The 13,370-nt window shown below is 50.6% G+C and carries 9 protein-coding genes; 5 read left to right on the top strand and 4 right to left on the bottom strand.

Annotated features, from left to right (window positions below):
* The first annotated feature begins 57 nt into the window (after positions 1 to 57).
* The 3 genes from rsmF to ACLBVC_RS00380 all read left to right on the top strand — a co-directional run bounded on the left by rsmF (position 58) and on the right by ACLBVC_RS00380 (position 4,124).
* A complete protein-coding gene (gene rsmF / locus ACLBVC_RS00370; RefSeq protein WP_410147450.1) occupies positions 58 to 1,575 on the top strand; it encodes a 16S rRNA (cytosine(1407)-C(5))-methyltransferase RsmF in 1,518 nt (505 codons plus the stop codon).
* A 369-nt stretch (positions 1,576 to 1,944) separates the two neighbouring features.
* A complete protein-coding gene (locus ACLBVC_RS00375) occupies positions 1,945 to 3,666 on the top strand; it encodes a sensor domain-containing diguanylate cyclase (RefSeq protein ID WP_410147451.1) in 1,722 nt (573 codons plus the stop codon).
* A gap of 215 nt (positions 3,667 to 3,881) precedes the next feature.
* Positions 3,882 to 4,124: a YebV family protein gene (locus tag ACLBVC_RS00380; RefSeq protein ID WP_410147453.1), complete on the top strand. Its 243-nt coding sequence runs from the start codon at positions 3,882 to 3,884 to the stop codon at positions 4,122 to 4,124.
* A gap of 43 nt (positions 4,125 to 4,167) precedes the next feature.
* Here the strand turns inward: ACLBVC_RS00380 and ACLBVC_RS00385 are convergent, their stop codons facing one another.
* The 4 genes from ACLBVC_RS00385 to ACLBVC_RS00400 all read right to left on the bottom strand — a co-directional run bounded on the left by ACLBVC_RS00385 (position 4,168) and on the right by ACLBVC_RS00400 (position 11,002).
* Positions 4,168 to 4,818 (bottom strand): hypothetical protein, encoded by a 651-nt coding sequence (locus ACLBVC_RS00385; RefSeq protein WP_410147454.1) that lies wholly within the window; start codon positions 4,816 to 4,818, stop codon positions 4,168 to 4,170.
* Between the two features lie 92 nt (positions 4,819 to 4,910).
* Positions 4,911 to 5,303, bottom strand: a complete 393-nt coding sequence (locus ACLBVC_RS00390) for an ASCH domain-containing protein (protein WP_104922589.1) — start codon at positions 5,301 to 5,303, stop codon at positions 4,911 to 4,913.
* 96 nt (positions 5,304 to 5,399) lie between these two features.
* Entirely contained in the window at positions 5,400 to 8,240 is a 2,841-nt protein-coding gene (locus ACLBVC_RS00395) for a WG repeat-containing protein (RefSeq protein ID WP_410147455.1), read from the bottom strand.
* Positions 8,240 to 11,002, bottom strand: a complete 2,763-nt coding sequence (locus ACLBVC_RS00400) for a WG repeat-containing protein (protein WP_410147457.1) — start codon at positions 11,000 to 11,002, stop codon at positions 8,240 to 8,242. The genes ACLBVC_RS00395 and ACLBVC_RS00400 overlap by 1 nt, the downstream gene beginning before the upstream one ends.
* A 515-nt stretch (positions 11,003 to 11,517) precedes the next feature.
* Between ACLBVC_RS00400 and ACLBVC_RS00405 the strand changes: the two genes are divergently transcribed.
* Positions 11,518 to 11,775 carry a DUF1883 domain-containing protein gene (locus ACLBVC_RS00405; protein ID WP_152325668.1) on the top strand — a complete coding sequence of 86 codons (258 nt, stop codon included), beginning with the start codon at positions 11,518 to 11,520 and terminating at the stop codon, positions 11,773 to 11,775.
* A 360-nt stretch (positions 11,776 to 12,135) separates the two neighbouring features.
* A complete protein-coding gene (locus tag ACLBVC_RS00410) occupies positions 12,136 to 13,317 on the top strand; it encodes a M20 aminoacylase family protein (protein WP_410147459.1) in 1,182 nt (393 codons plus the stop codon).
* Positions 13,318 to 13,370: the final 53 nt, after the last annotated feature.

Below are 13,370 nucleotides of genomic sequence, written 5' to 3' on the forward strand. Positions count from 1 at the left end.
TCAGGTGGCCTTTTCATTGCAAACGAGCAATGCGCACGCCTTAATCTGCCGCTAAATATGATAAACTGCGCAGCAGAAATTACTTTCAGTTCTGGAACCCAACTCTTGTCAAAACTCACCACCGCCAGCGATTTTGCTGATAAGTTACCCTCCGAATTTCTGGACGCCACGCGCGCAATCATGCCAGCCAGCCTGACTATGGAAGATTTCATTGCGATATGTCAGCGCCCTCTGCGCCCGAGTCTGCGGGTCAACACCCTGAAAATCAGCGTGGCCAGTTTTCTCGAAATGGCGTCAGGCTATCAGTGGGAACTGGAGCCGGTGCCCTGGTGCGCGGAAGGTTTCTGGATAAACCGGCACGCACTGGATGATTCACGTTTAGGCAATGCGCTGGCACATCTCGCCGGGCTTTTCTACATTCAGGAAGCCAGTTCCATGCTGCCTGTCACTGCCCTGTTTGCTTACGACACGCAGCCTGTGCTGGTGATGGATGTCGCCGCTGCACCGGGCTCAAAAACGACGCAGATTGCCGCACAGATGGAAAACCGCGGGGGCATCGTTGCCAATGAGTATTCCGCCAGCCGCGTGAAAGTGCTGCATGCCAACATCAGCCGCTGCGGCGTGAGTAATACCGCGCTGACCCATTTCGACGGGCGCGTGTTCGGTGCCGCGTCACCCGAAACGTTCGATGCAATTCTGCTGGATGCGCCCTGCTCTGGCGAAGGCGTGATTCGAAAAGATCCCGATGCCATGAGCAACTGGTCAGAAGCCAGCGTGGCTGAAATTGCCACCACGCAACGCGAACTTATCGACAGTGCGTTTCACGCCTTAAAACCGGGTGGCGTTCTGGTGTATTCCACCTGCACGCTCAATGCGCAGGAAAATCAGCAGGTTTGCCAGTGGTTACTGGAAACTTACGCCGGTGCGGTTGAAACGGAAACACTGGAAGATTTATTCGATGGTGCGAAAAAAGCCGTCACGCAGGAAGGCTATCTCCACGTATTCCCGCAAATTTATGACAGCGAAGGATTCTTCGTTGCCCGTTTCCGTAAAAGAGACTCCGTACCCCGTTTGCCGGCTCCCGGATATAAAGTCGGTCGTTTCCCGTTCTCACCACTTTCACGACAGGACAGCGCGGAAATAATCAAAGCCGCCGCCAGCTCCGGGCTTTCATGGCCGGAAAAACAATACACATTGTGGCAGCGCGACAAAGAAATCTGGATCTTCCCGGCCGTGCTTGAACCCTTATTCGGCAAGGTCAGATTTTCGCGTATTGGCGTCCGTCTGGCTGAACGCTTTCCAAAAGGTTTCCGCTGGCAACATGAAGCCGTTGTCGCTTTCAGCATTAATGACGCAAACAACCGCTTTGATATTGATGATGTGCTGGCACAGAACTGGTTGCGCGGCGTCGATATTTATCCTGAAAATACCCCGGCGACGGATGAATGTCTGGTGACGTGGGCTGATCAGCCGCTGGGGTTGGCAAAAAAAATAGGGAGCCGTATCAAAAATAGCCTGCCGCGTGAGCTGGTCCGGGACGGCGCTACGCGACATCAGATAATCTCAAACGATTAATTAGCTTAACCCTCCCCTAATTTCTGTGCCACAGCCCCCACCTGCTGGCGCAGAAAATTCTAATAAACTCTCCTTAAATTCGATAAAAAATAAATCTGCTAAGCTTTTAAGCCAATACTGTGACAGTACATTTTTAGGTGAAATCGGGGTGACAAACTGCATAGAACAAATGACTGCGAGGAATTTTGTGCTGCATATATTGGATATCTCTTTATTTTATCTATAAAGGTGATTGGAATTATAAGTAGGAATAATCCTACCCTGACATGTATTATTGCCCTCAAGATAACATTGCCGGTGATATATCATTTTTAGATATAAATCATAGTGCCTGATGTTGAGTAAAGACCTGCCAGTCGGAGAAGTATCATGTCGGATGAAATGAAACTCGAATCAGCAGATGGCCTGCTTTTACAGCAAATGGCCAGTCTGCGGGATATTATCGATAACAATTCTGACTGGATCTGGGAAGTCGATGCACAAGGGCGTTACGTCTTTTCCTCCAATAAATGCATCGAGTTTCTTGGCATTCCGCCCGAACAAGTTTTAGGCAAAACGCCTTTTGACTTCATGCCGCCTGACGAAGCCAAACGCGTGGGTGAGCAGTTCGCTGCGATTGTTGAACGCCGCGCCCCTTTTGGCGGATTACTGAACCGTAATATCCGCCCGGATGGCAGCGAAGTTATCCTCGAAACAAGCGGTGTTCCGCTGTTTGATAACGACGGCAATTTCCGCGGCTATCGTGGCATCGACCGTAATCTGACCAGTCTGGATCAGGCTCCCGGCCAACGTCTTTTCCAGCTCGAAACCATTTATTCTAACGCCCCGGTTGGCCTGTGCTTCATTGATTTGCAAATGCGATATGTCACCGTGAATGATGCGATGGCCAATATTATTGGCCTGCAACCGTATGAAGCGATTGGTCGCAAAATCGGGGTCTTCCTGCCCGGCCTTTCACCTCTGCTCAATAACGCATTGGAGATGGCGCAGCGTAATGAAACCACACCTGATCGTGAATTTTCCGTTCCCGGTAAAAATCAGGTTTTCTTCGTGCGCATCAAAGCGGCTTACGATGCACAAAATCAGCTGAACGGGCTTTCTGTAGCGATGACGGACATCACCAGCCTCAAACGTATGGAGCGGGCGCTGCGCGAAAGCCAGGAGCATTACCGCAACATGGTCGAGCTGAACCCGCAAATCCCATGGACCGCCGACCCGCGCGGCATGCTCAATGACGTCAGTTCGCGATTTCAGCGCATCACCGGCATGACGCGTCAGGATATTCTGGCGGATAAATGGATCCAAAGTATGCATGTTGAAGACCGCCGTGCTGCGGTTCAGACCTGGGAACAATGCCTTAAAACCGGCGCGCCTCTGGATATTGAAGTCCGTTTTTGCCACGTTGACCGCGGCTGGAACTGGATGCGTATCCGCGCGGCGGCCAGTTATGCAACGGACGGCTCAATTCAGCGCTGGTACGGCACGGCTGAAGACGTTCACGAACGCAAATTGCTGGAACTGAAACTGGTTAAAGCCAACCGCCGTCTGGAAATTCAGGCCCGCACCGATTCGCTGACCAAGTTACCGAACCGGCGCGAATTTAAAAAAGTGCTCAGCCACGAATATATGCGCGCCAAACGCAACCGAACGCCGCTGACCGTAGTGATGATCGACATCGATTATTTTAAACATTTCAACGACCATTACGGGCATCTTTCGGGCGATGCCTGTCTTCGTCTGGTGGCAAGAACGCTGCGGAAATCGCTCAAGCGCAGCACAGATGTAGTTACCCGTTTTGGCGGTGAAGAATTTGCCGCTATTTTGCCGGATACCGATTTAAAAGGTGCATGGATTGTCGCGCAGCACATTATGGAATCAATCGAAGTGCTGGGTATCAAACACAGCTTCAGCGAATTTAATCGTGTGACCATCAGTCAGGGCATTGCAACCTACCGGCCTGATCACGATCCGGATATCGAAGATCAGTCGGACATTGTCAGCGCGGCAGACGAAGCTTTGTATCTGTCCAAAAATAATGGTCGTAATCAGATCAACGCAATGCCGGTTTCAATCAGATTTAACCCGCTCTGAGAACAAATGAAAGGGGCCAGTTCGTTTATCAAACACTGGCTCCTTATTATCTTCCTTCCGCACTTTGGTTTCCCCTCTGAAAATTCGTTTCTTCACTGCCATGAAAAAATCCAGTGGCACTTTTTGTGCTGTCGACTATTCTGAGATCAGGGCGCCCAACTGGTCGTACCTGATGTTACTGAAATCACTGACGTCATCCTGGCAAGGAGTACCTTATGGGAAAATCGATTATCAGAATTGGCAGTTATGAAATTGACGATGCACATCTCTCAACGCCTGAAGCAAAAGGCGGCGATAAAGTGCATATTCCGTGCAAATCAGACCCTGATTTGTGCATGCAACTTGATGCGTGGGATGATCACACCAGCGTCCCGGCTGTTGTCGATGGCCGTCATTCTGTTTTGTATAAAGAGAAGTACGATAAGCAGAAAGATGAGTGGATCATGCGACTGGAGTAACACAGCATGGCGAACGGTATTGTGTTCGCCATGCCGCTTGCGGTCAGTCAGTGTCAGACACCAGAGCTATTCCGCGCCCGGCAAAAAAGCGGGCAAAAATTTCAACTGGCAGGGTGACATCCTGCTGCGAGGAAATATCGTGACCCGACGGGTTATGGAAGGTCACTGATCCGGCATCAGCCCGCGTGACCAGAACCAGATGTCCGCCCTTATTCGGCGGAATAGTTTCAGGAAGACGAATAGAAGGATGCACCGAAGCTATAAAAAACCGGTGTGAATCCAGTTGTGAAGCAATATCTTGCGCAGAAATATCTACTTTGACCTGTGCGGTCAGACCTAGCTCTTCCCGAACATACTCCACAAACGGCGCATAAATCAGCCCTTTGATATGACTCCCTTCACGGACGTAAGCACCGTACACCAGGCCTCGGTAAGTCAGTTCGAGAATGGGTACGATAGTTCCGGAAACTGCCGCCAGCACCATTTTAAGACAGCACATTCCGCACACATGGTTGGCCCATTCGATAAATTCCTCCTGAGAAGACGCCCCGGACTGGCGCCAGAGGCGGATATCACTGAGCGCAATATCACCGGCGATAATTCCCGCTGCGCAGGACGGATCTTCCCACTGGCTGAAATACGGAACTCCGGAAAGGGGTGAAAACGTATGAGGGTTTGCTGTATTGGCGGACATGACTCATTCCTGAACGACAGATCGACAACATCAGGTAGATCTTATGCCTTAAGGTTTTGGCCTGATTTTCCTTATCAGGCCATATGATGAAGTTAGAACTTTTCGATCATCCGGAACTTCATGAGCAACAGAGGCATGGTCGGTTCAAACATTTCATATTCCTCGAAGAAACGCTGGTGCTCTTTACGCCAGTAAGCCAGCGTGCGGTCACCTTCACCTTCTTCCCAGGCATGCTGCTCTGTTACCTGATCAAACGGAACTTGTTTCACTTCGGTCAGTTGCACGGCACAGACCGGATTATTGCGACCATCGACCACAACAAACACTTCGCCCGGCTCGGGTTCCGGATCGTCATCAAGATTTGAGCAGGTCGCTGTTTTGGTACCGGCTATAACACGCTTGGCCAGTTCATCTGCTGACGATTCAGTATCACCAAAAGACCAGCGTTCTGCGTCCCTGTATTTAAGCGGGATCTGCGGGATCATAATTTATCCTTTCAATTGAGATAGTTCACTGCCATTACAGTTAAACATTAGCACAAAAAAACCCGCCGTAGCGGGTTTTGAACGCAAGCATCAGACTCAGGGTTTGCAATTATCCGGCATTTTCTGTGGCCACTGGCGCGAGCTACCCGCGCCGTATAAAACAGAAATGCCGCACTCTTTATCTAAGCGCGCGAGTGGCTTGCCTGTCTTATCGATCATCATCGACATTGCCGGTGTCGAAACAATCGCAACCCCACCGTCAAAGGGTGAAACTGCGCTGTAAACAGGCGCGATCACATAGTTACCCTGCGCATCCACGAAGCCATAGGAAGTATCCGCTTTAGCGAACGCGAGACCGTCCTGAGGTAAACCGAGATCGGCGTAAGAGACAGCATCAGCGGCTTTCCCCTGCCCGTCAATCCAGGTTTTTGTGCCATCAGCACGTGTCAGAACAGCATGTCCGTCAACCATACGGCTGGCGAAACCTGCCACAGTCAGAACCAGCTTGCCGGTATTATCAACATAGCGCGTTGCGGCCTCACTGTTTTGCGGATCATAAGAAACAGACCACGAACTGCCCAGCGGCAGGTTCCATTTCCCGTCAGGCAACGCGGCGACACGCGAACCTTTATCGTCAATCAGCTCAGTTCCGGCTGACGTTGAACGCAATGCCCGCCCTTGTACAAAACGGGATCCCTGCATATCAATGGCGGGCTGGATTTGCCAATCACCCTGCGCGGATAAATAACCTTCCTGTGGCTGACGGGATAGTTTCACCCAGTCGCCCAGCGCACTGATACGGGTTTGCTGCTCATGAAGCTGGATATTGCCTTTGGCGTCCAGAAGCCAGGATTGCCCGGCGGCAGACGTAGCCAGAATACGCCCATCACTGAACTGATTCACCGCCAGACCGGCTGTCGGCGCAATCCGGGTTTTCGTATCATTGCCGATAATTTCTGCAACTACGCCGGACTCTGGCTGACCATCCGTGGCTGGCTGTGTCAGCAGCCACAAGGCCGTATTGATGCGCTTAACTTTAGCGTATTTAGCATCCACCACCGTTTTACCCTGACCGTCGAGTATCCCCCAAAGACCATTTGGCGTCTGAACTGCAACCTGATTGTTGGCATAATCACCCACATCCAGATAGGAGGGCTGAATGACCATTTTCTGGTTAATGGCATCGTAAATTCCCCACAATGCGCCTTCTGCTGCCGTTTCGTGGTAACGGAACCAGCCGTTACCGACCGACTCCAGATCGAACACATCCGGCAAATTATAATGCTTACCGGCGTGGTCGAGCGCCGTCAGCTTGCCGTCCAGATAATCCAGCGCATAGCCTTGTACAAACGGAGATATATTGTCTTCTGTCAGAGGAATCACCACTTTCCCTTGTGGATCAATCACACCCGTACCGTCGGCCGTTCTGACAATAAATTGCCCGATATCCGCACTGCTGTCCGCAGATTCAATATCCTGCCATTTATTGTCAATTTGCAGAGTGCCATCCGGTTTTAGGAAACCTGCACCTGTTTTACCGGTTCCTGCCTCAGGGCGTATCAGAGCCAATGGCGACTGAGCGGTAACGTGGTCACCGCCAGCATTGAGCGGTTCAATCCGGGTATTTTCTAGCGCGCTGATCGTCTTCTGATTCAGCAACGCCTTTCCGGTCGCATCCACGACATTCAGGACGTCGCCTTGGTCATTGCGCAGCCACAGCCGGTGATTGATCACTTCCGCACTGGAAATTTGCGCCAGCCAGCCGACATTCTGGGCACCACCAATCATTCCGCCTGAAGGCGCAACGATAGCATTCACTTTTTTCTGCTCACCGCGGGTGGTCACCAGAAACTCACCGGTAGTCTGCCCCCACGGCTCGCTGGCGGCAGGCAACGTCAGAGGTTGTTTACGGCCGGGAACAAATACGATGAGATTTTCTTTCGGTGTCAGGTTAAGGACATAGTCTCCCGAAACCCGCAGAGCGGCGGCATCAGAATCGCTAAACGTTGCAATCACAATGGCGGAGTTATCCAGTAACTTCACACCATCAGCCGTTTTCGCCAGCCAGAAAGCGCCGGTTTCTTCACTTACTGATAAATACTTTTGCTCATCCGGAACACCGTCTGCACGAATTAGCGTAATTCCGTCGGGATTTTTCGCGAGTGCCACTGCCGGATTACGCGGGTCGAGAGCAATTTCGGCGTACTGCGGTGTAACACGCCAGCTCAGATTTTCATCCACGATGCCATAACCTTTGCTGGCATCGAAGGCGATGAATAATCCCTGAGAACCAAAGGGTTCAGTAACTTCCATTTTGTCTGTTGCAACATGACGGACGCCATCAGGGGAAAGCAGCACACTGTTAAATGAAAGCTGCAATCGTGCCGGAAGACCGTTGCTCAGAATGGCCTCATCCACTAAACCATCCAGTGCTTTTCCAACCTGTAAGCCTTTGCGGTCGATAATCTGTGATTTGCCTGCAACCGTCACAACGGCCAAACCCGATTCAGTAAAAGGTTGTACCGCATCGAAAGCTGGCTGAATCAGCCAGTTCCCCGTGGTATCAATAAACCCCCACTTCCCCTGCTGTTTAGCAGCCGCGATGCCGTTGTGATAATCACCTACATCTTCAAAGACAGGTTTTATAACCAGTTGCCCCTGATTATCCAGAAAACCCCAGCGTTCAGTGGCTGCGTCAGCAGCCGGTAAAAGCACAGCCGCGCGCCCTTCACGAACATCACGGATACACAGGTTTTGAACAACCGGCAGCGCGTTACGCCGTTGTACATCGTTTTGCGAAGCAGGCAACTGAGCAAAACAACCAGAAGTTTCAGCCGCATTTACAGAAACTGTCAGCGTCGATAAGGCCAGTGCACTGCTGGTATTCAATGCGCAAAGAAGTGCTATCCGTAGCCTTGAAGGTTTGCTGACAATCATCAATTACTCCCGGTACCGCATGAAGGCGCTTTTGCAGGCCAGAGATAAGCGCCTTTTGCGTCCACGATTACGCGCTGATTACAACGCACCTGAATTTTCGCCTGAACGGCACCTTCTGCGTTCAGCAGACTGACAATACCTTTGCCGCCCGCCCAAGCATGTTTCTCGCTGAAGTTATCTGCCCAGTCGAATTTAGGCAAGACAGCAAAACGGCCGGTTGTGCTGATATAACCGAACAGGTTTCCGTAAGTTGATTTCTTCATGGCAGTGGCAAAGTTATTATTCATAGCGCCAACCTGATCAAAATAAGAACCGATCAGTTTCTTACCCTGTTGATCAACAAAACCATAAAGCCCTTTGCTGTCTCGTAGCGGGATAACGCCCGCACTGGCTTTGTCTGCCTGTAAGCTGTCGAGCCCGGCGAAACGCTGGATCTCATTACCATCATTATCATAAAGCACCGTTTCACCATTCACGTCATCGTTCATGGTCAGACGCACCAGTGAATTCAGCGGTTGAGCCTGCGCGAAGCCATCCAGCGGAACAGCACCGTGATCGTTAATCAGTGTAGTATGCCCGTCGCTGACGGCACGACTCCAGTTCAGAGGTGAAATGAAATTGAATTCGGCCGTGTAGAGAGGCTGAATCTGCCAATCACCCTGCGCGTTAATGGCGCCAAAGTGAGGCGCGAAACTGAGCATTACCCAGTCTCCCTGCACTGAGCTTGATGAAGATACAATGGCTTTACTGACAGGATAGCGCCCAGCGCTGTCTAACAGTGCCACGCCCCCTTCAGTTGGCTGGACCAGCCAGTGTCCCTGCCCGACGGATTGTGGTCTTGCCAGCAGGTCTTCGGCGATCGCCTGACCGCTGTTTGCGCTGTACAGGCTGTAATGACTCGAAATATCACTGCGTTCGCCTGGCTGATCGTTATCGGACAGGGTGAAAACGCCCTGTCCGATATACTGGAACTTCCCACTGCGGCTTGAATCTGGCGCAATTGCCCATACGCCGTTAGTGCTGATCACCCCCCAGCCGGCATCGGCTTTCGCCAGGGCGAACCCCTCATTGAAGGATTCGATTTGAGTAAACTGAGGGGCAGCTTTAATACTCTTGCTCGCAATATCCCATAAGCCCCAGCGACGGGCATCATTAGCACCTTCAGTGTAATACAACAGACCGCCGGAAAGACGCTGGGCATTTTGCAAGATATCTGCTGGCACATCCGTTGCGATGCCATTGCGGTCAATTAAGCGTTTGGTATCGGTATTATTACTGTTTTCGACAGCCCAGGTGTAGTCACCGGAAAACGCGCTGATCTGCTGATAAGCCGGCTGAATAACCCATTTACCCGCGCCGTCTACCGCTCCCACTTTTTGGGTTTGGGTATGGACAATCAGCGGAGCCTGAGACGCATCGCCATCGAAAGCAGCCCACTGAGGATCTGAAAGAACGTTACCCTGCGAGGTCAGGATTGCCGGTGGTTTAGCCGTATCCGCAGGCGCGAGAATTGCCCAAGGCAGCGTATGCGCTACATCCGCAGTAACTTCCGGCAATGTGGCAATATCATCGGTCAGCACAGAGGTACCCAGTGGCTTCACCTGATAATCTTTCAGCGCAGCGAGCGTGGCATCATTGAGTAATGCAACGCCATTGTTGTCATAAACCTGTACAACCTGCGGAGCTTTACCTTCAGTTTGCATAACCCAGAGGCGGTTTCCCTGTTGCAGGAACTGAGGCTTATTCACTTTAAGGGAAACGACCTGGTTATCGGCCCCAACAATAACAATACCTTTGCTACCAGTTCCCAGCGTTGCCTTGCCCCAGACAATAATATTTTCCGACTGATCGGCAGGAATATCCTGCACTTTTTCCAGTTTGCTGCTGAGCAACTGCCTGGAATTATCGTTGCCGGTAACCAGCCAGCTACCGGAAGAGAGAGGACGTACAGATTTATACTGTTCTTTATTTAATGAAACGCCCTGACGATCAACGAAACTCCACATATTTTTGATTTTGACAGCAACCACGTCGCCGCTGAGCTGAGGCTCATCGCGCGCTTTCAGGATCATAGGGTCAATTGCCCAGTCACCATGCTCGTCCAGATATCCCCAGTAACCGTCATTTACGGAATCACGCTTTTTAGCAGGGATAAGCCCGGACTGCGGCAGATCGAGCGCCATAACATCGTCAGGCAGAGAAAGAGAGCGATCGGTTGCAGCATTCCACAGCGTCGGGGAAACCTGAGTTTGGACGCTTGCCAGCGCCTGTCCGCCCGCAAAACCATGGCTGTCGGGAGAAACGGCAAACGGCAGCGTTTTCAAAACGGCACCTTTGCGGTCAATTAATGCCAGACGATTATCCGTGACAACCAGCGCCGTACCCTGTGCATTGAAATCGGTTGCGCGGGTAAAACGCGGTTCAATTACCCAGTGGCCTTTCTTGTCGATGTAGCCGTATTGATCGCCTTTTTTAACAACGGCGAGACCATTAACAAATCCGCGCGCGTCGCTGAAATCGGGTTTGATTGCCATGTGCCCGGTGGTATCAAGATAACCCCACTGCGGCTCACGTGATAACCCTACCTGAACAGCCGAAAGCCCCTGTTGAAAAGGTAACTGGCAGTCTTTGGCCGTTTTTGCATTGCCACATGCCCGTAACTGCGAGTCATCCGCATTTACAGGCAGGCTAAAAGTCGCATTCAGAACCAAGGCTAATGCGCTGAAGTTTCTGAAATGTTTGAATTTTTCGGAGCAAATCATCCGATGCCCTTATAACTGGAGAAAATAAGAAAGTGTAGCGCACGTTTTTTTCATCACCCGCATTGTGCGCGTGTGAGACGGTAAAAATCCGATAATAATCAATTTCAATCGCACGCACATGCCATACACCTATAGGGTGTCAGCTTGTGAAAGAAAAAGCAGCTAATTTATTACACTGTAACGAATGAATACACTTCATCACTGCATAGAAAGATAATCTTCGAATGTTACCATCCAATTTAATTTCTCACCGGTCATTAACCGCGCAACTACATTTACGCTGCATTGGTAAAAGTATGGTCATTTTCATTTACAGCTACATGACTGATGAATAATTAATCTTCAGAAGAGTCTTACAAGTTTTGATTAAAGTCATTATTCCCCCTGCTTTACTCTGGTTTTATAGGTTAAAGAGCGTTATGTGACCAAAATCACTCCTGGTCTGGGTGACGTAAAACCTGGCAGTGTTCCGTTACAGCGTATTTCAGGTACTTTATCTTCATTGGGGGAAAGTCATGCCTATCGTTCGAGCCAGATTGAGTCTGTTTGGTGGCGACACTGTCGTCATTCGTTGTTCAGAAAAATGCCACATCCATCTGATGTGTGAAAATGATATTGAGCGAAATGGACGCCACTCAGGTTTCGGGGATATCTTGACGGTTAACGATCAAAATACGGCCTACGTGGGCATCCCTTATAAAGGGATCTGGAATGTGCTTATCGATTCCCAATGCGATTCTCTGGAGCATTCCATTAGTTACATGCCCGCTTAATCCTCTTTATTTCCTCTCAGACACCGTCATTATCTTGAGACGTCATATCAGGCGGATGCATAGCATTTGCCTGATATTTATAAAATCTGCCTGTGCCGGTAGAAGCAATACAACGGTATAGACATGCGACCAGAGCGTCCAGAGTCAAAATCATGAATTGCGCAACATCGCGTAAAAACTTTAGCTCGTTACATCAATTACATACCGTGATTGAATTGAACATTCCATAATTTCAAAAACCCGGTTTTCTCACTGATTAATTGATTGCCAGTCGGGTTTTCGCATTGCATTCTGTTCCCTGTAATGACGTGGCACCGGTCCTGAGGCCGGATATCTTTCAGGCAAAAACAGATCCTCATAATGAATAATAAATCATTTTGTACCATCGCTGACGTGGCCGACCTTGTTCCGGGGCTGCGTGAAGTTCGTCAACACCTGCATCAGAATCCTGAGCTTTCTAATGAAGAATCCGACACTGCAGCTTTAGTCGCTGAGAAGCTGCAGTCTCTGGGGTTTAAAGTCACATCCGGCGTCGGTGGTCACGGGGTTATCGGTTCGATGACTCTGGGGAAGGGGAAACGCAGTATCGGCATCCGTGCAGATATGGATGCCCTGCCTATCACTGAACAGACAGGTGTCAGCTATGCAAGCCAGTCGCCGGGGAAAATGCACGCCTGTGGCCACGATGGCCATACCGCCATGTTGCTGGGAGCCGCCGGGCAACTGGCACGCAGCAAAAATTTCTCAGGCACAGTGAACCTGATTTTCCAACCCGCAGAAGAAATTGGTTTCAACAGTGGCGCAGAGCGCATGCTGGCCGAGCAATTGTTCGAGCGTTTCCCCTGTGACGCGGTATACGGCCTGCACAATCACCCCGGTTATCCGGTTGGAAAAATGATGTTCCGCTCAGGTCCGTTCATGGCGGCCTGCGATACGGTAAATATCACGATCCACGGCAAAGGTGGTCATGCTGCACGCCCTCATATGACCGTCGATCCGATTCTGGTCGCCAGCAGCCTGGTTGTGGCGCTGCAATCCATTATTTCCCGGAACATTGATCCCAATGAAACAGCCGTTGTCACCATCGGCTCTTTACATTCAGGGCATGCGGCCAACGTAATCCCGGAAATAGCTCGCCTTGAAATGAGCGTTCGTTCATTTGATGCTGGTGTGCGAAAAATACTGGAGGAGCGTATCCGCACGCTGGTATCCAATCATGCCTCGGGGTATGGCGCGCATGCTGAGATTGAGTATGTACCGGGGTATCCGGTGCTGGTTAATCATGATAAAGAAACAGCGTTCGCGCTGGAGGTGGCACAAGAGCTGGTCGGTGAAGAGAACGTGGTCGAAAATCTGGCCCCTATTTCCGGCAGTGAAGATTTTGCGTATTTCCTGCAACAAAAACCGGGCTGCTTCCTGCGTCTTGGGAACGGCGACAGCGCCGTACTGCATAACCCCGCCTACAATTTTAATGACGAAAGCCTGAGTTTCGGTGCCGCATACTGGACGCGTCTCGTTGAGCGTTATTTAACGGATGAATAACCAACCGGACTGTTACATGTTGCGGAATAAACTTACTTAGGTCTGACATAAAT

Source organism: Rahnella selenatireducens (assembly GCF_046449555.1).
In the GTDB taxonomy this organism is placed as follows: Bacteria; Pseudomonadota; Gammaproteobacteria; order Enterobacterales; family Enterobacteriaceae; genus Rahnella; species Rahnella selenatireducens.